The organism is Paenibacillus sp. NPDC093718, assembly GCF_050279985.1.
Classification (GTDB): domain Bacteria; phylum Bacillota; class Bacilli; order Paenibacillales; family Paenibacillaceae; genus Paenibacillus_AQ.
Map to the genome: position 1 here is coordinate 272,155 of NZ_JBNNUS010000007.1, position 19,649 is coordinate 291,803.

General features: G+C 48.0%; 17 protein-coding genes. 5 read left to right on the forward strand and 12 right to left on the reverse strand.

The genetic code is table 11. From position 1 onward, the window contains the following. Window positions 1–3 precede the first annotated feature (3 nt). The 8 genes from ACQKPA_RS21910 to ACQKPA_RS21945 all read right to left on the reverse strand — a co-directional run bounded on the left by ACQKPA_RS21910 (window position 4) and on the right by ACQKPA_RS21945 (window position 10,358). Window positions 4–1,623, reverse strand: coding sequence for a response regulator (locus ACQKPA_RS21910; protein WP_427494622.1), 1,620 nt, complete (start codon window positions 1,621–1,623; stop codon window positions 4–6). Beyond that, window positions 1,598–3,382, reverse strand: a complete 1,785-nt coding sequence (locus ACQKPA_RS21915) for a sensor histidine kinase (RefSeq protein ID WP_427494623.1) — start codon at window positions 3,380–3,382, stop codon at window positions 1,598–1,600. The genes ACQKPA_RS21910 and ACQKPA_RS21915 overlap by 26 nt, the downstream gene beginning before the upstream one ends. An 89-nt stretch (window positions 3,383–3,471) precedes the next feature. Then, complete coding sequence (locus tag ACQKPA_RS21920; protein WP_427494624.1) at window positions 3,472–4,470, reverse strand: alpha/beta hydrolase; 999 nt, start codon at window positions 4,468–4,470, stop codon at window positions 3,472–3,474. Between the two features lie 304 nt (window positions 4,471–4,774). Next, on the reverse strand, window positions 4,775–5,854 hold the full coding sequence (locus tag ACQKPA_RS21925; protein ID WP_427494625.1) for a glycoside hydrolase family 88/105 protein: 1,080 nt from the start codon (window positions 5,852–5,854) through the stop codon (window positions 4,775–4,777). Window positions 5,855–5,924: 70 nt separating this feature from the next. Then, window positions 5,925–7,568: an extracellular solute-binding protein gene (locus ACQKPA_RS21930; RefSeq protein ID WP_427494626.1), complete on the reverse strand. Its 1,644-nt coding sequence runs from the start codon at window positions 7,566–7,568 to the stop codon at window positions 5,925–5,927. Between the two features lie 53 nt (window positions 7,569–7,621). Further along, on the reverse strand, window positions 7,622–8,521 hold the full coding sequence (locus tag ACQKPA_RS21935; RefSeq protein ID WP_071220825.1) for a carbohydrate ABC transporter permease: 900 nt from the start codon (window positions 8,519–8,521) through the stop codon (window positions 7,622–7,624). A 14-nt stretch (window positions 8,522–8,535) separates the two neighbouring features. Next, the gene (locus tag ACQKPA_RS21940) at window positions 8,536–9,501 is read right to left on the reverse strand and encodes an ABC transporter permease (protein WP_427494627.1); all 966 of its coding nucleotides are present in this window, start codon (window positions 9,499–9,501) and stop codon (window positions 8,536–8,538) included. A gap of 134 nt (window positions 9,502–9,635) precedes the next feature. Then, window positions 9,636–10,358 carry a cache domain-containing protein gene (locus ACQKPA_RS21945; RefSeq protein WP_427494628.1) on the reverse strand — a complete coding sequence of 241 codons (723 nt, stop codon included), beginning with the start codon at window positions 10,356–10,358 and terminating at the stop codon, window positions 9,636–9,638. A 397-nt stretch (window positions 10,359–10,755) separates the two neighbouring features. On the opposite strand from ACQKPA_RS21945, the gene ACQKPA_RS21950 reads away from it, so the two are divergent. Genes ACQKPA_RS21950 through ACQKPA_RS21965 form a run of 4 tightly spaced genes read left to right on the forward strand, consistent with a single transcriptional unit; the run spans window position 10,756 to window position 15,357 of the window. Continuing rightward, on the forward strand, window positions 10,756–12,879 hold the full coding sequence (locus tag ACQKPA_RS21950) for an MMPL family transporter (RefSeq protein WP_427494629.1): 2,124 nt from the start codon (window positions 10,756–10,758) through the stop codon (window positions 12,877–12,879). 23 nt (window positions 12,880–12,902) lie between these two features. Further along, window positions 12,903–13,574, forward strand: a complete 672-nt coding sequence (locus ACQKPA_RS21955; protein WP_194543040.1) for a response regulator transcription factor — start codon at window positions 12,903–12,905, stop codon at window positions 13,572–13,574. Beyond that, a complete protein-coding gene (locus ACQKPA_RS21960) occupies window positions 13,571–14,989 on the forward strand; it encodes a sensor histidine kinase (RefSeq protein WP_427494630.1) in 1,419 nt (472 codons plus the stop codon). The genes ACQKPA_RS21955 and ACQKPA_RS21960 overlap by 4 nt, the downstream gene beginning before the upstream one ends. Beyond that, complete coding sequence (locus ACQKPA_RS21965; RefSeq protein ID WP_427494632.1) at window positions 14,962–15,357, forward strand: hypothetical protein; 396 nt, start codon at window positions 14,962–14,964, stop codon at window positions 15,355–15,357. The genes ACQKPA_RS21960 and ACQKPA_RS21965 overlap by 28 nt, the downstream gene beginning before the upstream one ends. A 137-nt stretch (window positions 15,358–15,494) precedes the next feature. Here the strand turns inward: ACQKPA_RS21965 and ACQKPA_RS21970 are convergent, their stop codons facing one another. Next, window positions 15,495–15,857 carry a DUF4181 domain-containing protein gene (locus tag ACQKPA_RS21970; protein WP_427494634.1) on the reverse strand — a complete coding sequence of 121 codons (363 nt, stop codon included), beginning with the start codon at window positions 15,855–15,857 and terminating at the stop codon, window positions 15,495–15,497. 175 nt (window positions 15,858–16,032) lie between these two features. Here ACQKPA_RS21970 and ACQKPA_RS21975 point away from each other — a divergent pair, with 175 nt between their 5' ends. Continuing rightward, on the forward strand, window positions 16,033–16,422 hold the full coding sequence (locus ACQKPA_RS21975; protein WP_427494635.1) for a hypothetical protein: 390 nt from the start codon (window positions 16,033–16,035) through the stop codon (window positions 16,420–16,422). On the opposite strand, the gene ACQKPA_RS21980 is transcribed toward ACQKPA_RS21975, so the two are convergent. The 3 genes from ACQKPA_RS21980 to ACQKPA_RS21990 all read right to left on the reverse strand — a co-directional run bounded on the left by ACQKPA_RS21980 (window position 16,417) and on the right by ACQKPA_RS21990 (window position 19,573). Beyond that, on the reverse strand, window positions 16,417–17,295 hold the full coding sequence (locus ACQKPA_RS21980; RefSeq protein WP_427494636.1) for an ADP-ribosylglycohydrolase family protein: 879 nt from the start codon (window positions 17,293–17,295) through the stop codon (window positions 16,417–16,419). The genes ACQKPA_RS21975 and ACQKPA_RS21980 overlap by 6 nt on opposite strands. A gap of 281 nt (window positions 17,296–17,576) precedes the next feature. Next, window positions 17,577–18,827, reverse strand: coding sequence for an MFS transporter (locus ACQKPA_RS21985; protein WP_427494637.1), 1,251 nt, complete (start codon window positions 18,825–18,827; stop codon window positions 17,577–17,579). A gap of 272 nt (window positions 18,828–19,099) precedes the next feature. After that, window positions 19,100–19,573: an SRPBCC family protein gene (locus tag ACQKPA_RS21990; protein WP_427494638.1), complete on the reverse strand. Its 474-nt coding sequence runs from the start codon at window positions 19,571–19,573 to the stop codon at window positions 19,100–19,102. Window positions 19,574–19,649 lie beyond the last annotated feature (76 nt).

Below are 19,649 nucleotides of genomic sequence, written 5' to 3' on the forward strand. Positions count from 1 at the left end.
ACTTTACCGACTTTCCCCGGAGCTGGTGATGCCGGCATGCTCTTGCCGGTACTCGACCGGACTCATATTCATATATTTTTTGAACATGCGGGAAAAGTGTGAGAAGTTGGCGTAGCCGATTCGCGTTGCAATCGAACTGACAGACAGCTCGGTATTTGCGAGCAGCCCGGCCGCCATGCTCAATCGCTGCTGGAGCAAGTAGTCCGAGATCGACATACCTGTCCCTTTTTTGAAGATTCGGGTCAAATAATCCGGATTCAAAAACACATGACTCGCGATATCCTCCCGCGACAAATCCTCGGACAGATGCTCGCGGATATAAGCTTTCACTTGCTCTACTACACTTGGCGAATGCTCCACTGAAGACGCAAAATCCATCGCCCTTTGAACGATATGACGAATCCAGTCCAGCGCATCCGTTGCCGATCGCACCGATCTGGCATATAACTCCAAGGAACGGCTGTCCCTGAGAGGCTGATGCGCCTGGATCCCTTTCAGATGAAGCACATAATAGAGCATTTGCTGAAAATCCTGAATGAATTGATTCAGTAAATCCGAGGTGAGCGAGTTACCTTCGATCTGAGATCTGATGTAAACCTCCGCCTCCTTCAGTACCTGTCCGCTCGCGCCCTCCTTTAACAGTATCGCCCACATGCTCATATCCGGAAGCATTTGCTGGAGAGCAGCCGACGGCTTCTCATCCTTCAACAAAAAGACGTGTTGATCATAAGCCACATTCATTTCATTCATCCGATCCAATTGAATATACATCGAAGGGACTTCATGTCCGTGACCCGGCTCCCCGATATAACAGGCGACGCCCGCATAGAAATATTTCCTGCAAGCATCGATGTATCTCTCGCACATATCCTTGTATGCCTCGTCATCCACCGATGCCGGATCCTTGTTGATCAAGGCGAGCCAGCGCCCTTTCTCCACCGGCACCAGCATGCCATGCTCGGTCCTCTCTTGGATGAGCTCCTCGGCGGATTTACGTATCGCGTATTCAATGATTTTCTCATCCCGCAGCGTGACTTCCTTATACCATCTCCGAACTTGAATCAGTATCGGGGTAAAGATCATATCCTCCGAATACGGAATATTGCGATTCTCTGCCTGCTCCTTGATTGCAGCGGAGCGGCTTGGGATTGTTTGATTCAGGATATCCAGCCAGAATCGTTCAACCAACAGGGGCTGATGCTGCATCCAAAACTTCCCATATTGACTGAACTCCGATTGCTCGCGCTCCTGTTCGAGCTTCTCGATCGCTTTCCGTACAACGGATTCAAGATCGGCAAAAGGGACAGGTTTCAGTAAATAATCGAAGCTGCCAAGTTGAATGGCCTGCTTGGCATAGTGAAAGTCGGCATGACAGGTAAGGAAAATCGCAACGATATCCGGATGATATCCCCGTACCCATTCCAATAGATCCAAGCCGGACCCATGCGGCATTTCAATATCGCATAACAGAAGATCCACGCGCTCTCGACGGATGATCTCCATCGCCTGGCTGGCGCTATGCGCGGTAAATATAGCGGAAACACCTAGCCGGCCCCACTCCACACCATATTTCAGTCCCTCTACGGCAATGACCTCATCATCCACGATCAGTACATGACGCATAGGCGTCCTCCTTTCCATCCTGTCTTGGGCTTAACGGAATGAAGAGTTCGACGACCGCCCCGTGTGGATCGTCGTTATAGCAATCCATCGCAGCCCCATTCCCATACTGCAGACGCAGACGTTCCCGTACATTCCACAAGCCAACATTCGCTCGCCCGGCGTTTACACCTTGTTCGCCGCAGCGCATCGCCTCCAGTACCTCATCCGAGAAGCCTTCTCCGGTATCACGGACGGTCAAGCAAACGATCGGCTCTTCCGCCAGATCGTCTAGGAGCGCTTCGATGACCAGGAGCGTCCGTACATCTGCCCTTACGGCATGCTTGATCGTATTTTCTACAATCGTCTGAAGCATCAGCGGAGGAACCGGGGTTTCCAGAAGATAATCCGGAACATGAATCTCGCTTTCGAATTGATTGGGAAGCCGCAGCTGCTGAATCCGCAAATAATTTCTCGTATGCTGCAGCTCATCCTTTAATAGAACCAAAGCCTGGTTATTGCTCTGGAACATATATCTGAAGTATTGTACCAGACAAATCGTCATCTCCTGGATCAATTCATATCGCTTCACCTGTGCCAAATGGTACAAAATATTCAGGGAATTCATGAAAAAATGCGGGTTGATCTGGAGCTGCAGCTGCTTCAGCTCCGCCCGCTGCTTGCTCAATTGCTCTTCATAGACGTCAATCTTCAGCTTTTCAATTTGCGACACCATCTGATCTAACGTACGATACACCAGCTGAAACTCCTCGGGAGCGGACGGTACTTTCTCGATTCGCAAATTGAAATTACCTTCTCCGATTCTTCGCATTAATTGAACGATCTTCTGCAGCGGCCGAAGCAGCACTTTCCGGAGGAACCACAAGCTGACCGGCAGCAGCAAAATAGCGAATGCAGAGAGGAAGGCAGCCGTCTTTTTGAGATATGGCAGATTTTCGAGAGTCAGCTTGTCCGGAATGACGGCGACCATGCTGATGTCCGCTTTCTTCGAAGTCTCCCCCACGATGAGATAGTCTTTGTCTTTGCCTGACATGTAATAGCTATTGAAACCATGGGTAAAATCCAACGTTTCATCCTGCAGGGGCTTCGTGTTATAGAGCGGCTTCCCCTGGTCGTCAACGAACAGCATAGCTCCGGTTTCACCCGTGTTCAGAACCGACATCGGCGACATCAAGGTTTTGAGGGATACCCAGGACCCGACGCTGATATTGTCATCCCTGAGCACCTTGATCGCGTAATAGGACCCTTCAATCTCTTGCAGCTGCCAGTTCGCCTCCATTCCGTAGAAGCGGTTCTGGCTCGTGCTGCTTTCCTGCAGGTAATCTCGCATTTTCAATAATCCGTTATAGGTCATCGACCCTTTGTAGGCTTCAACAAAATCATGCCGCGGCAAAGAATATACGAAAAGTCCGTCAATGTAAGGATAAACCGAAAGATCGGAGGACAGCTTCCGGGAAACATCGCTTTTGGCCATCATATACGTATTGTCGGGCACCGCGTCTTTCATCGTCAGCACACTGACTTCCGATCTGGACAGATTCACCAAATGCCGTTCGATCTCCGAGAGCTGGTTATCGATCTGTCTCATTTGGATGGAGATCATATTTTTATTGGAGACCGCCACCTGATTATGAATGACGTTCACACTGTAATAGCTCATATAGATCAGTAAGGCGATTAAAGGGATTGCCACGCCCAAAAGGCCAAGCACCAGCTTGACGCGAATCGAATTCCAAGGAATTGCCTTGATATGGCTGTACATGATGAGACTCCTCTCCCTGGTATTGAGCTATCCCCATTTTACTACTTCTCCCGATAAAAGTTGAAGCACCAGTCTTTATCACTGTTTGTTTATCCCCGCTCTTGCAAATGAGCTTCCAAAAAGGTTAATGTCATCTCCAAGCACTCCATGGCCTCTTTAGTGTTAAGCTGAAATTGATATTCGTGCTGCACGACACCATGGGACAGCGGGTAAAACAATGACTTCACGGGCACGTTTGCCTCTTTGAGCCGCGCCTCCAATTCCTTGCCGTGTTTTTCAAAAGAACCCGTGTTGCCGTCCGTTATAAAGGTTGGCGGAAAATCACTTGTCACATGGTTTATTGTTGAAGCCTCTTCTGCTTCGGTCCCATCCTTCCAGTTCCGTGTTCCAATATAGGCCCACCCCAGCTGATTCAGGAAGAATTTCTCTAATCTGCCGGTAACGCTCGCCAGCTGTTTGACGTTATACGGACCGCAATACAGCAGCGCCGCTTGTATGGATTCCTCCGGAACCGCTTGTTCAATCCCTGTCCGCTGCGCCAAGTCGGCATTCGTCTGAATTGCGATGAATTGGGATGCAATTTGGGCGCCGGCTGAGTCTCCGCCGACAATTAGACGGTCCAAGTCCAAGGACGGGAAAACTTTAAGCTCCTTCAGATGCTGATAGACCTCTGTCATTTGAAGGACTGGTGCCGGATATCGCGCCTCGGGAGCCACCTCGTAATTCATGCTGACCACCGCATAGCCTTTGCTGGCCATCATCGTACACCAATAGGCGGTGCCCGATTTATCTCCTGATACAAAAGCGCCGCCGTGAACCCATAGGATCGTAGGCAGTTTGCCGGCGCGGTCTTTGGGGAGGTACAGGTCCATTTCGTTGGATTTGAATATCGAAGGATACGTGAGGTCTTTATGAACCTCTACCACCTGCTCAAGCTCCGCCCAATTCGAAGGTGCTGCAGGCGCTGCTTCCGGCTGGCTGCGCAGCCAATGGATAACTGGAACAGGCGTTAAATTTACTAGCAGAAGTCCCCCTATGATAACAAGAACAATGACGGACAGCATCCATTTTATAATCCTCAAAATCAATATGCTTCTCTCCTTAATGCTTCTTTGGTGACGACATTCTACCTCCTTTGCATCCCTGTGATCTACCGTTATTCCGACTTCTTCGTTGTCATATGACGACCTGTGCCAGCATTCCGAGTGTTCTATAGAGTAATGGTCCGAATCCGAGATGTGGAGCATCCTCAGCTAAGGACAAAACTTACATCGCTATAGTAAAAAAAAGCCGCTAACTTAGCGACTTCTAAATCATCTATGTTCATGTCCTCCAGCATGCTCCAGACGGATTGCCGATGTCCGTTTCTATGATGGGCAAGTAGCCTGAGGTCTAATCGACTTGATCGCTTCGTCTGCTAAGCTCGCGATCTCCTTGGGCTTCGACAACTTCAACGACCGACGACAGGAACGCTAGCGCCAATCCTTGTCCCCAGCCTTGTGCCCATTTCCGGTCAATGCCGAGATATCCTTCGATGTCGTTCATGACCGCCGTTCCTCCGGACACGTTAAGAACCCGTCCGTTATCCGCTATATTGGCGAGAACGCCGGCCAAGGCTTTTCTCACATATTTCGCGTGCAGCGGATTGCCCTGCATCACCATCGCTGCTGCAATACCCGCTGTAGCCGATACTTCGCCGTAAGCTTCCGGGTAATCGAGCACGGTGCCCCACAGACCGTCCTCATGCTGCATCCGTTTTATGGCCGCCAACTGGTCGCGTAAGGAGCTCCATATGTGCATCATGGGAGGATAAAGATAGCCTTCCGGCAGCCCTCTTGCCGCTCGGGACATCGTATAGGCTGCCCAGGCGTTGGCGCGCGCCCAATGAATGCCGGACATATGGTCCTTTTTGACATGGTTATAGCCATGGTACCACAGCCCGGAATCCTCATCTTGCAAGTAATGAATATGCCGTTCGAATTGATGGAGCGCGTCGTCGATGAGCGCCTTCTTCCCGAGGAGCACGCCGACCCGAAGCTCCAAAAATGCCGCCATGAACAGGGTATCCGCCCAGCACTGCTCCGGAAAGTCATTGTTAGCCGACACCGTATGCTGAAGGACCCGGTCACCGAAACGCAAAGCGTGATGTTCCAAATAATCAATCTTGCTTAAAATGAGATCCAGATATTTTTGATCCTTCGTCTGTGCATACAGGGTCAGCAGCATATGCCCCATCGCACAGGTGTTCACGGTCCATCCTTCCGGAATGCCCGCCTCTAAGTACTCCTCAACCCAATCGATCATCCGTTCCAGGTAAGCATGCTCGCCAGTCACCTCGAACAGTCGGCTAATCCCATAGAATGCGACACCGCCCGGCCAGTCCCACGTCAAATCCATCCCGAACGTATAATCTGCAACACGCTTGGCGGTTTGCTTTAAATCTTCTGAAGTGATATCTAGTTTCAGATTCATATTGCCCTCCATATCATCTAGAGCCCCCGCTTACGGCAGGAGCTCGGAATTTTGGTTTAGGTTATCGTGATTACCGGAATTGGCCTGCATCAATCGCTTTTTGCTTCTCGTCCAAAATCTCTTGATAGCCGGCGTCGAGGAATTTCTGCTTGGCCGCTTCGTATTTCGCATCGAACTGGTCTGCTGGCGCAAGGATAATGTCGAGATACAGCTCTTGGAAGAGGTTGTTCAAATCCGCCTTATACTCGGTAACCTTCTCGAGGACTACGGTGAACAGCGGATCCGGCGTCTGGTATGGTTTGGTCTCGTTTCGATATTGAATCATGTCTTCGACAATTTGCTCATAACCCGCAGGCGTCCAGTTATTTTTGTTAGCTTTAAGCGTTAGCTCTGGCGTTGCGAAGGATGGCGCTTCCGTTACAAGTGCCCAATAGTCCTTGTTGTTGTTCTGAGAGAGTACGGATTCACCCTTGAAATCCGGTTTTTTCACCGGCAAGCCATCGGAATCGAGCGTATAGTTCTCTCCTTCCACCCCGTTCTGCAGGAACATCAGGTTCTCCGCTTGGCTCATCCACTCGAGATACATCCATACAGCAGTACGCTCCTCTTCCGTCGATTCATGGTTAATTCCCATGATCAAGCCGAACGGCCAGTCAGCGCGTCCTTGGGGCATATTGCCCTCCGGTACGCCGGAGCCAGGGGGAAGCACGGCAAATTCAGCTTCCGGATTATTCTTCAGCGTTGCTTCAAACGCATCGGTGTTATTGGTCAGGTACAAACCGTAGGTGCCCGTATTTCCCGCAACAAACTCGGCCTTGAGCTTGTTATCATCGTCGCGCAGATAGAACTCCTTATCGATAAGTCCGTTATGGTATTGATAGCTTAGGTTACGCAGCCAGGCTTCGGTTACCGGTGTCGTAAAATCCGAAACGGATAGATCGGAATAAAGGGCGTGCGTCTTCGGATCAACCGGCCACTCACGGAATCCGTAACTATAGTTGAACACGTTCCGTGTCAAACCGGCCCCGGCAACGCCGATTCCTTCTTCCTTCCATTTCATGAGCATTTCATTGTACTTCTCGAGCGAAGTCAAGTCCTCGATTTTCATTCCTACTTTTTCAACCCAATCTTTGCGAATGATATTGACAAAGTTGCTGAAATCAGGACGTGCAGCGAAGAAGAAGGTGTTTTTTTCGTCAACGACGCCGTATTGCAGAATCGTCTCGCTCAAATTGCTCCAATAAGTTGGGGCATAGTGCTCAATCTCTTGCCAGTCCAGCTCTTGCATGACACCTTCTCCATAGTATGCAAGCGCTTGCGGCATGTCGTAGTGGAAAATGATATCCGGTGCCTTGCCGGCTGCGAGCAGCTGCTGATAAGTCGTAACTTCGTTGGTACGGGCAATCGGCGTAAACTTGACCTCGATATTGTATTTGTCCCCGAATTCCTTCTGAATCCAGCGTGTATAGTAGTTGTCGGTTACGTTCCAGCCTTCGAACGCACGCTCATACACTGGAATTTCGAGTGTAACTCTTTCCGGGAAGCCTTGCGAGTAATCGGGATAGCTGCCTTCCGCGTTTTGGCTTGGAGTGTTACCCTCATCCGATGGAGAAGGCTTCTTCTCGCCATTGGTGCTGTTCCCCGTACACCCCGCTATAAGACCGGCAATTAATATTAAAACCATGAACATAGACATGATTTTCGGTTTGCTCATCGTATTTCCCCCTTATCAATCTCATAATATCGATGCAAAAGAATCTGGAAATGCTATTCCTTGATAGCCCCAAGCATGACTCCCTGGACAAAATACTTCTGGATGAACGGATAGACACAAATGATCGGTAAAGTTGCAAAAACGACACATGCTGCCTTGAGCACTTCAGGATTGCTGAGCGAGACTTGCGTCATCTCCAGCTGAAAGCTCTCGCTGGCCTGAACCACCAGGTAATATAGTTTCAACTGCAGCGGCCGCAGATCGACATTATGCTTAATATAGAATAGGGCGTCCTGATAAGCGTTCCATCGTCCGACTGCGTAAAAAAGGGACAATGTCGCTAGAATCGGCTTGGAGAGCGGAAGTACGATGCTGAACAGGATCCTGAAATGTCCCGCTCCATCCATCCGTGCCGATTCTTCCAAGCTCGCCGGAATATTGCTGGAGATCGAAGTCCTTAAGATCAGCAGGTTAAATGCGCTAAAGGACAGCGGTAATATAAGCGACCACATCGTATCAAGCATCCCCAGGCTGTTGATCAGCATATATTCGGGAATAATGCCGCCTCCGAAGAACATCGTAAACATAAAGATGAAGTTAAAAAACGAACGGCCTTTAAGCTGCTTACGGGATAGCGGGTAGGCTGCACAAATGGTGACGATCATGCCGATCAGTGTGAAGAGCACCGTAATGATTACGGATATGTAAAGAGACCTCAGAATACTCTGATCGGCAAAAACTTTGCCGTACGCATCCAGAGTGAACCCCGCCGGCCAGAGAAACACCTTGTTAGCAATGACGTAGGCGTCTTCACTTAAAGATTTTGCAACGACATGAACGAATGGCAGCAAGCAGGCAAGTGAGGCAGCAATAAGTATGAGCCGTATTAGAATATCCCATATGTCTAGTTTCCTGGTGCGGCGCACAGCATAGCTCCTAGTGAATGTTTTCATCGCTTCCCTCCTTTCTAAATGACTCCATCTTCACCCAGTTTCTTGGCAACCCGATCAGCAATTAAGATAAGGACAAGCCCCACGACAGCTTGGAAAAGCCCGAGAGCGGTTGCTCGGCTGAAGTTGCCGCCTTCAATTCCCCAGCGATATACCAGAACGGGAATGGTCGTGGTGAACTCCGTGGTTGCTTTGTTCGCTAAGGCAAAGACACGCTCAAAGGAACCCGCCATCACATGGCCAAGGTTCAAAATCAGCAATGTCACGATCGTCACTCGGATCGAGGGCAGAGTAATGTTCCACATTTTCCGCCACCGGCCTGCACCATCGACGACCGCCGCTTCATACAGCTCGGGGTTAATGCCGCTAATTGCAGCCAGGTAGATGATGGTCCCCCAACCCATACTTTGCCATACGCCAATAAAGATGTAGCTGATTAGCCAATTGACGTTCTCTTGAAGGAACGGGATCCGTGTTCCCCCCAGATTCGCGATCAGATTATTGATCATACCGGTTCCTTCACCCAACAATTGATAAGCGATTGCGCCGATAATGACCCAAGACAGAAAGTGCGGTAAATAAAGCAGAGTCTGATTCACGCGTTTGAAGAAAGCGTTCTTGACTTCGTTTAGCAGCAAAGAGAGTATAATCGGCATTGTAAAGCTAAATATAAGGTCCGACACATTCAGCAAAAGCGTGTTGCGGATGGCGCGAGCGAAATCGGGCTTTGCGAATATGTCTTTAAACACTTCCAGACCGACCCATTCGCTGCTCCAGAATCCGTGGGCAATCTTGTAATCCTTGAACGCAAGCACAAGACCGCTCATCGGCGCGTACTTAAAGACCAAGACAAACGCTAAAGGAATGAGAAGCAGAAAATAGAGCTGCCAATCCCGACGAAGATAGTAGAGAGTTCCCTGCTTCTTGCCTGCGAGGGGGATTAAAGCGGTTTCATTTCCTGGTGCTGTATCTTGGACTTTCAAAATCTCACCTCCTCCATGCGTGATCTCTCCCGGTTCATTTCCCCGGCTCGGTGGCCCCGAGGTTGGATTTATCATATCGCCCCGTTCGTCCGAAGGTAAAAGCCGAATATTGATTCGCTCCCGCCATTATTGATTCAAAATGCAGCCGACCCAATATTCCTGAGAACCCAAGAATCATTTTTGTCTACTTGAATCAAATACCTTGACTTCATTAGCAAATAACCTTGCTTACCCGATTTCGTTGATTGCAGGTACTGCTGGATTTGACTCTCCTTCAAATTGACAACGATCGTTCCGCGAGTAGCGGTTGAAAGCCGATTTAAAGGCAAAGCGAACGATAAGACATTAACGCCCGAATCGAGCTTGCGCGGATACCATACGCCGCGTATCCCTTTTTGCTCCATAAGCGCCTCGTTCAGCCAGTCAATGGACTCGTATCTGTCCAAGCTCGTTATGCCTCTGTCCGTAGAAATCACGTAATTCGCGTCGTCCAGGTAAAAGAAAGATGAATACACCCCATCGACGCTCTGATTCAGATTCAACAATTCCTTGAGCACCGCCATCGCTTTGCTTACATTCATGTAATTCGTCTTTAGCTCTGCAAGAGACTTATAAGGACGGATTCGATCGAAGACGTCGGTGCCTCCTAGGCGTACTGTATTCTGGGACAAATTGTTTAAAGCATTCTCATTAAGCTCGCGATTGGCATTTAATTCTGCAAGCGAAGTTTCCGCAAAGGCATGCTCTGAATTCTGTAGAATCTGAGAGCTGCTATACCAGGTTAAAATTGCCATCGGAATGGCCATGATGCAAAATAGGATTAATGCCAATTGCATCATCATTGGAATTCGCTTCATTGGACCCCTCCATACCCTTATTTTCTATAGAAAAGCACTTATGTAATAAGATAACTAAGGCGCTTACATTTGTCTTCATTTTTATATTTATGGTGGTTTAGATCTGAGTTTCGTATTATCTGAGTTTCCCATTATATGTTAAGTCAATCTTGTTCAACTCGTAAATCGCCACAATTGATATTCTTTATCAATATCTGATTCTCTTTGTAAAAAGGATCATATCTTACCATGATGATCAATAATGGCATGCCTAATATTTTTCAATTATCCTACTCATTCCATGTTATTAAACTTGGGTGTTTTGCTGCCGCTCGAATGGCTTGGACTTTCGAGTTTATATTAAATTTATTTAGCTGTGCTAGAGTAAGTGCGACAAATTAAAGAGGGGGAAAAACCTTTGAGGAAGCTATTAAGTCCCATCACTGATTGGGTCTCAACCAAAAAAGGGATGTGGATTACAATTCTGGTCTGGCTGATCGTTATGGTCGGTTTAAGCGCGGGTCCCACGCTTGGCGATTACAAAGCGACCAACTTCCAGTCACTTCCCGATGAAGCGCAGTCCATCATAGCCGAGAACAAATTGGAGAAGACATTTCCGAATGATCAGGGAACGCCAGGAATCCTGGTTTTTCATAATGCATCAGGAAACGTAAATCTGGATGAAGTAAAGCAAATTTTGAATGGAGTCGTATCCGCCAAGATTCAGGGAATCAAATCCATAGTCGATATCGGCACCCTGCCGCCTCAAGCCCTGAAGGGTTTCACTTCGGAGGATAACTCTACCGTCATCGTTCCCATGAGCCTGGAAGCCGGTCTTGGCAACAGCGAATATTCGGAAATCAATGACGAAGCCTCCAGACTTGGCAACGAAATTGCCAGGGGTTTGAGTACGGACTTCTATATTACAGGTCCAGCCGGGATAGCCGGCGATACGATCAAGCTCTTCGAGCAGGCGGATTTTGTTCTGCTACTTGCCACCATTGTCATTATTCTTGTATTATTGATCGTTATTTACCGTTCACCGCTGCTTGCCTTCATTCCTCTGCTTGCTACGGCTATCGTATATCAGGTCGTCAACCAATCCGTAGCCTTGATGGGCTCAGCCGGACTCGAAATTAACAACTCGACCACCTCTATCATGAGCATCTTGCTGTTTGCCGCCGTGATCGATTACTCACTGTTTGTGTTCTCTCGATACCGCGAGGAATTGAATAAATACGAAAGCAAATATACTGCGATGCAGTTCGCCATGCGCGCTACCGGGGAACCTGTGTTTTTTGCAGGCGGCACCGTGCTCACCGCGATGCTCATTCTGTTCTTCACGGATTTCCGTGATTATCAAAATTTTGCGCCGGTATTCGGTTTGGCCATGTTTATTATTATGCTCGCTTCCGTCACCCTTGTCCCTGCCCTGTTCACCCTGTTTGGAAGGAAAGCGTTCTGGCCTAAGGTTCCTCACTTCGGTCAGAACAATGAAATCAAACACGGTTTCTGGGGACCTGTAGCCAAATTCGTGGTGAACAAGCCGCTGCTGACCGGTGGAATCGTGGCTGTCTTCATGATCATGACCGCCTTGAACGTATTCAACCTGAAATATGAATTCGACACCGTCAAGAAATTCCCCGAAAACTTGCCTTCGCGTGTAGGTTATGAGATCGTGGAATCTAAATATAACAAAGGCGAACTAGCACCCTCGACGGTTCTTCTGGAATCCGAGAACGCGCTATCCAACGAGCAGATCGATCAATTCTTGAAAAAGCTGGAGAATTACGAAGAAATCGACTCCGTCCGCTTGGCCGGCATCACGGAAGATTCCAAGGCGGCAAAGCTCAGCGTCGCCTTGAAGGTGAATCCTTATTCCACCGAAGCTATCGATTTTATTGAAGAGCTTCAGGGCCAGACTGACGCCCTTCTTAACAAGTTATCTCTTCGGGGCGATGTTTACTACGGCGGCGTGACAGCCAAACTAGTCGATGAACGGACCGTAAACAACGGTGACATTATCAAAGTCATCATTCTGGAAACGGTTCTGATTCTCGTGCTGCTTGTTGCCTTGACCCGTTCGTTAAAAATGTCGATGTATATGATGGCCACCATCCTCATATCTTACGTGTCCGCCCTTGGCCTGGGCATCTTCCTGGTCGATATGCTATTCGGGTACGAATCCATCAGTACACGAGTTCCTGTCTATGCGTTTATATTCTTGGTGGCGCTGGGCATCGATTATAATATTATTCTTATATCCCGTTTCCTCGAAGAGAGAAAAACATTAAAGATCAAGGAAGCTCTTGAAGTGGCCATCCGCAATACGGGTGGCGTCATTTCCTCGGCAGGCGTGATCTTGGCGGCAACCTTTGCTGCACTGACCACCATGCCGATTGCCGATCTCTTCGTGTTCGGTTTTATGGTTTCGATTGGTATTTTATTAGATACATTCCTGGTAAGAGGCATTCTGCTTCCTTCCTTAATTCTATTTTTCGAAAAAGATAAGGATCCGAGAAAGCTCTCATCCCAGGCATAATGTAAGGTATGGAGGAGTCTTCCGTGAAAATTTTAGTCGTAGACGATGATTATGATATCCTGCAGCTTGTGACCATCCATTTGACGCGGGAAGGCTATACGGTTTTACAAGCGCATAACGGGAAGCACGCGCTGGAGCTTCTGGAAGAGTCGGAGGTAAACCTGGCCATCGTGGATGTCATGATGCCCGGGATGGATGGCTTCTCCCTGACTAGAATACTAACGAAAGAGCTCGACATTCCTGTCATCCTGCTGACCGCCAAGGGACAATTATCCGACAAGGAACAGGGGTTCAAATCAGGCTCCGAGGATTATCTTGTGAAGCCTTTTGAGCCAAAGGAGCTGCTGTTTCGGGTTGCCGTTGTTCTTCGCCGCTATGGCCGCGCAATGGAAAGTGTCTTGAAGGTCGGCAATGTGAAGATCAACCGGAATGATTTTGAAGTGATCATCAAGGATGAAACCATTCTCTTTCCTCTAAAAGAGTTTGAGCTGCTGACCATGCTGGCAGTACGGGCCAACAAAGTCACTCCCCGGTCCGTTCTTATCGAGCAGGCATGGGGCGAGGATTATCAAGGCAACGAGATGACATTGAATACGCATATGAACCGGATTCGCGACCGTCTCAAACGTTACAACGCTTCGATCGAGATCCAGACCATCAGGGGCATTGGTTATAAATTAGAGGCGGCCGAATGAAAACATTATACCGGGAGTTTATATCCACAACACTGCTCATTCTAGGGATCAGCATCCTCATCGGATTTATTCTGGCAAACGTCGTCTACGTGATATTTACCAAAGAAGAAATCACGCAGCAAAACATGGAGGTTGCCGAGCAAATCGTCCACGTTCTCGAGGAAATGCATGTATCGAGCCATACCGTGCACCCCTTCCTTGAGTCCGTCGGACAACTAGGATACCAGATTTATTTGGCTAACCGTTCCGGAGAGGCGTATTTATTCGGTGAGCCTTTTGAGCATAGCCGGCTGCCTGACCACACCATGGACCAGGTGTTAAGCGGCACACCGTATATGGGGAAAGACGGCATATGGGATCAGCTCTGGATGATGGGGCATTTCTCCAATGATATTAGAAACACTGTCGGGCTCCCCCTTCAAATCGGAAATCAGACTTATGCTCTATTCGTCAAACCGGCTAGCAAAATCCTATTTTCCGATATCCATATGATGCTGGCGGGATTTATCGTAGCTGTCGCCATCGTGAGCCTATTGGGTGTAATCAAAATGACCAAACGGCTAATTCACCCCATCTCTGAGCTGTCCGAAGCGACGAAAGCGATCACCAACGAAGATTTTACGTATTCGCTGGATATCCATCGTAAGGATGAGCTGGGCCAGTTGGCTGAGAACTTCCTGCGAATGCAGCAGCAGCTGCAGCATAATGACGTCGCCCGGAAGTCCTTCATCAGCAACGTGTCTCATGATTTTCAATCTCCATTAATGAATATTCAAGGGTATGGAGACCTGCTCCTTCTTCCAAATTTGGATGAGAAGGCGCGTCTGCAGTATGCGGGAATCGTGAGCGATGAAGCCAGAAGATTATCGAATCTGACCAAGCAGCTTCTGCTGATTACGTCCCTGGATCAATCCGGTTACCCGGTGAAAAAGAGCCCTCTCCGACTGGATCTGCAAATCAAGGAATCCATCAAAAAACATCAATGGAGTCTGCAGGACCGGAACCTGACCATCTCGTACAAATTAGATGAAGCCGTGTTGTTCTCCGATCGCGAGCTGCTGGCGATCGTGTGGGATAACTTGATAACGAACGCCATTAAGTATAACCAGCCGAACGGCCATATCTTCATCTCCTGCACCACCGCCGGAAACAAGATCATCCTCACATTCGAGGACACCGGGGTCGGTCTGTCGGAGGAATCAGCCAAGCAAGTGTTCGAGCGCTTTTACCGGGTGGATGCAACCCGCAAGAAAGACGGGACAGGGCTTGGACTGTCCATTGTTAAAGAAATCGTCACACTATTAAATGGAACCATAACGCTCGAGAGCGAGCTTGGGAAGGGTACGACCTTCACTGTTATTTTTCTAATGGAAGGACATGATGAATCATGGAACAAAAATGGAGTTTACGGTTAATTCGATATGCAGCGCTGTTCGGCATTCTTGGAACCTATCTTGGTTCCAAAATGTCTGGCGAGATGGATTACTCCCTTCGTCCGATCCACGCCCACATTTTACTGGTCGGCTGGTTGTCGGTATTTGCTTGGGGAATCTTCTACAAGGCATACAAAGTAAGATATAAGAGACTGGTTGCTGTCCACGGCTGGCTGGCGATCCTGGGGTCCTTCGGCTTAACGTTCGGAATGTGGATGTACAATTTGAATCCTTTTCAGCTGGACGACAGTTTGGTATTGGTCTTGTTTATTGTGGGCGGTTCGCTCCTGCTGCTTGCCTTTTTGTTATTTGCCCTCATTACATTTTTCACGGAAAAAGAACAAAAATAAGCTTCTCCTAAATTGGAAACAGCCAATCCCTCTCAAAGCGAAGGATTGGTTGTTCTTCATTATTGGATGCTGCGTCAAATTTATGAATCATCAAGGATTGAATATAGATATCTAAAGGAATAGTTCTTCTTGTGTTGTTACGCAAACAGCTCGATGCCAAGGAAAAGGAGTAGGCCGCACACACTTGCATAAGCACTGAGGAGGTGCTGTTTGGAATCCTTCTTATAGCGTCTTTCAACAACGGAACGGAAAGCGTGTAGAACAGCTACCACAAGTATAACGTCCTGATAAGCCGACGATCTCCACTCCCAAACAAACCTCATGAAGTAAAGGGCGATTAGGGACACGGCTATGATGATCAACTCCCCAATCAGATGAAATCGATTGATATGCTTATAGAGCAGCTGATCCGAATCGTTGGACACCTTCAGCTTTTTTTTGATCCATAAGTACCCGGAGACGAATACGATCGAATATAAAATGAGACTGAGTAAGAGCATTCTAAAGTCACCCCTTTCCAAAATAGTGGCCGTACAACAGCTGGTATCCTCGTAAATGCGGTTGCAACGGGTTTTACCGAAGCACCTGGACACAAGTATAACTTTTGGCATTGCAGGATAGTAAGAGGAATATAATATTCTTAAAAATAAACTACCAATTAAAGAGGAGAAATGTATGGAAGAGAGTATGCTCTACATATTATCCATTATCGTCACTTTTATGTTTATTTCTATCGCCGTTTTTCAGGTGTTGCTTGTGCTTGGTTTGCCTTTAGGAGAATTTGCAATGGGTGGGTATTATAAAGTTTTGCCTAATAAATTACGTGTTGTAAGTGCTATAAACGCTATTATTCTTCTCATTATGGGAGTTGTTTTTTTGCAGCATACTAACGTCATAAATATCTTTCATGTTCTACCTACGAATATTCTGGTTTGGGTAATTACTGTATTTCTGGGATTAAATACGATAGCTAATCTAATATCCAGAAGCACAAAAGAAAGATATGTAATGACACCATTATCGAGCATTGCGTTTATATTATGTTTCATGATCTCTTTATCATAAAGTTTTCAATGCATACAATTGCGAGATGATCCCGTCGAGTCTCTCTTTGATGAGGATCGCCTCTGCGTATCGGACAGGAATTCCTTCATACCCATGGTAGATGCCTGCCAACCCACCCGCGATGGCGCCGATCGTATCAGAATCTTCCCCTAGATTTGCCGCCTTCTGTACGACACCTGCAAAATCCGACGTATGGAGCAAAATATGCAGTACCCACCGGAAAGTGTGAACCACATAACCGCTTGCCGGGCAATCCGGCTGTGCTTCAATGATGCTTTCGTATTCGCTTCCCACCACCTCGGCCATGATGGCTGCTCTTAAACTTTCACCCTGCAGAAGACGTTGCGCCATTCGGTTGTACATGACGCAGACTTCGGCACACCTTGGATCATAATGCGTCATCCGTGACTGCATGATGGTCACTCGGTCAATGTCCGCCGGGTCCTTGTAGGCAAGGGCTGCAGGCAGGCATCGCATGAGGGAACCATTCCCGCCGCTTTGCCCCATATCCATGTGCGCCACAAAGGCCGCTTCGAACCAGTCTCCATCATACTTTTGAAAAACATGACGGATGATATTACCGATGTCTTTAGGCCGTGATTGGTACCAGTCCATGAAGAAACGCCCGATCGCTTCCATTGGCTCACCAGGATTTTCGAGTATCCCTCTCGCCACGCACAGCGTCATCATGGTATCGTCGGTCACTTCGCCCGGTTCCAGCTGCCACACCCCGCCGCCGATGATCTCCGTCAAATAGCCGTGCTTCTCCTTAATCTCCTGCACGCTCATAAACTCCGTCGTTCCGCCAAGCGCGTCGCCTACAGCCACTCCATACAGGCCGCCTTTGATGCGGTCATATAATTTATTGTCCATACAATCACCTCGTATCTGTTCATTAAATTAGAAATCAATTAAGTTGATTATAACAAAACGGACACCTGCAATCTTCTGAATATAAAGAAATGAGGCATCGTTAGATTAAAAAAAGCCGTGATTATCGCATCGCGACTTCGGCTGTGCATATGCTCTAACCATCCCGATTCGTAAAGGTATTGTGCGGTATTGTGCTGGGAGTTACCCCCTGGAAATGAAGAAGAACCGACTATTTTTTCATAGCCGGCTCTTCTTCACATAACCTTATGGATAGTGCGAGATTATGTCTCTTGTGCAGTAAGTACATGTTCCGGCGCTTTTTGGTTCATGATCGGCACCATGACGAGTGAGCCAAGAAGAAATAGTAATCCTGCTCCGCTATAGATCGTACTCAGCGAAAAGGCGTCCTTTAACGCGCCAGCAAAAGACATGGAAATGACCATCATGCCAACAAACATCGGATTCAGAACCCCGTTCACCCGACCGACAATGGAAGCATGAGACCATTTCAGGATCATGGTGCTGATCCCGATATGAATGCAAGGGAAGACAAGCCCATTTAGAAATTGAACGGTCAGCGTGACCGGAACACTCGTCGAATACCCCACAATGGTTGTACAGACCGCGCCTGCCAGCATGCCTATGGCAAGAAGAACCTGCGGTGGAACCCGCTTCGCGAAGACGGCCACGATCCCGCCGCCGATGAGCATGGCTGCGCCATTCACCATTAGCAGATATTGCAGGAACTCCTCGCTCCTGCCCAGCCGCTCCGTTACAATAAACAGGTTGAGCGCTTGGGCTACGCCAACAGCGAGTCCTGCGAGAATAAACGCGAGTCCGAGCATACGCAGCACTTGGCTTTGCCAAACATAGCGGAAGCCTTCAACGAAATCTTTACGGAACTGCCCTTTTACGGCGGCTGTTTGAGATTTCATATTATCCTCCGGCAGGCGAATCAGGACGAGCGCGGATAACAGAAAAACTATGCCCATTACAGCGATCGATGTTTCAAGACCAAACGTGCTGTAAACGAATGTTCCAAGCATAGGGCCAAGGACCATGAAGATGGCCATCAGCGATTGGAATAGAGCCATCCCTTGCTGCAGTTGTTCTTCAGACACGTGATACTTAAACAATCGCATACTGGAAGGTTGTGAGAACTGCGAAAGAATTGCCGAGATGAATGCGACAAGGTAAACGGATTGCCATGAACCGTAATGAATGGTCAGAAGCACTACGAATACCGATACCGCGGATAATAAATCGCACCAGATCATCGTTCGCTTTGGCTTCCAGCGGTCCGCAAATGTACCTCCGATGAACGAAAAAACAAAAATCGGTGCAAATTCTGCTACGCTGATCAGCGAAATAGCATATGGATCATTATTTGTTCTATCCGCTACATACAGGAGGATAGCGAAATTACGCACCCAGATTCCGATCTGCAGGAGCACGCTTGATAATAAAATCGTCTGCAGGAACCGATTGCGAAGAAGGCTTGGTGCATTGGTGCTTGTGTCGTGCCTATTCAATCTTTTCAACCTCCAATTTGTCTATAAAAATGCCATCTTGAGTAGTGGTATGTCTCTCCTTTCCATTCCTTATTATACGGACCTCATCATCATTGACCTCCTCCTTAAGACTGAAATTACATATTCAAAATTCGAATCTACTTACGCCGTTAAGTACCATTTCATTCAACCAAAAAAGCCGCCAATAGCAGCTTTTGCATACTCATTAAATCGGGTTCCTTCTATTCGGAGGCTTTATACTTTCTGATCCGAACCAGCGTTTGCCGTTAGCGTCAAGACATGCTTGCCAGATGCTCCTCAAGACGGTCCATGGTCTGTTCGGCACCTGGGACGGCATAGGTTTTCACCTTATCGAATACGGCGACAGTTTCCTCAAAAACGGTTTGATACGTCAATTGTGTCTTACCGTCCCGTTCCTCAAAGCTTACTGACGCCAGAAAATGCGGAAACACGGCATGTTTGATAACAATGCGCTCGGGTTTAACGACCTCAACAAAGACGTTGGTGTTGGGAAAATCAACGCCATCGGGACCGTGCATAATAAACTCCCATGTACCGCCCGGTTTCATCTCAAACTTCTCAATAGTCATCGTAAAACCTTGAGGCCCCCACCACTTCGACAAGTGCTCCTCTTTCGTCCAAGCCTCGAACACGATCTCGCGCGGAGCATCAAATATGCGGGTGATCACAATCTCGCATTCACCTACTTGCGTTTCCATTTTGTTTACTGCGTTATTTTGGTTCATCATCATCCCTCCTTGTTGACAACTCCTGTATTCGATCATAGCAAATGTTTCATCCATGGATTTCTTACAGATTGCT

What these genes read in the sequence shown, in the direction of transcription:
- ACQKPA_RS21910 (WP_427494622.1), bottom strand. Translation starts at nt 1,623, where the DNA reads ATGCGTCATGTACTGATCGTGGATGATGAGGTCATTGCCGTAGAGGGA.
- ACQKPA_RS21915 (WP_427494623.1), bottom strand. Translation starts at nt 3,382, where the DNA reads ATGTACAGCCATATCAAGGCAATTCCTTGGAATTCGATTCGCGTCAAG.
- ACQKPA_RS21925 (WP_427494625.1), bottom strand. Translation starts at nt 5,854, where the DNA reads ATGAATCTGAAACTAGATATCACTTCAGAAGATTTAAAGCAAACCGCC.
- ACQKPA_RS21930 (WP_427494626.1), bottom strand. Translation starts at nt 7,568, where the DNA reads ATGAGCAAACCGAAAATCATGTCTATGTTCATGGTTTTAATATTAATT.
- ACQKPA_RS21935 (WP_071220825.1), bottom strand. Translation starts at nt 8,521, where the DNA reads ATGAAAACATTCACTAGGAGCTATGCTGTGCGCCGCACCAGGAAACTA.
- ACQKPA_RS21945 (WP_427494628.1), bottom strand. Translation starts at nt 10,358, where the DNA reads ATGAAGCGAATTCCAATGATGATGCAATTGGCATTAATCCTATTTTGC.
- ACQKPA_RS21960 (WP_427494630.1), top strand. Translation starts at nt 13,571, where the DNA reads ATGAAAACATTATACCGGGAGTTTATATCCACAACACTGCTCATTCTA.
- ACQKPA_RS21965 (WP_427494632.1), top strand. Translation starts at nt 14,962, where the DNA reads ATGGAACAAAAATGGAGTTTACGGTTAATTCGATATGCAGCGCTGTTC.
- ACQKPA_RS21970 (WP_427494634.1), bottom strand. Translation starts at nt 15,857, where the DNA reads ATGCTCTTACTCAGTCTCATTTTATATTCGATCGTATTCGTCTCCGGG.
- ACQKPA_RS21975 (WP_427494635.1), top strand. Translation starts at nt 16,033, where the DNA reads ATGGAAGAGAGTATGCTCTACATATTATCCATTATCGTCACTTTTATG.
- ACQKPA_RS21980 (WP_427494636.1), bottom strand. Translation starts at nt 17,295, where the DNA reads ATGGACAATAAATTATATGACCGCATCAAAGGCGGCCTGTATGGAGTG.
- ACQKPA_RS21990 (WP_427494638.1), bottom strand. Translation starts at nt 19,573, where the DNA reads ATGAACCAAAATAACGCAGTAAACAAAATGGAAACGCAAGTAGGTGAA.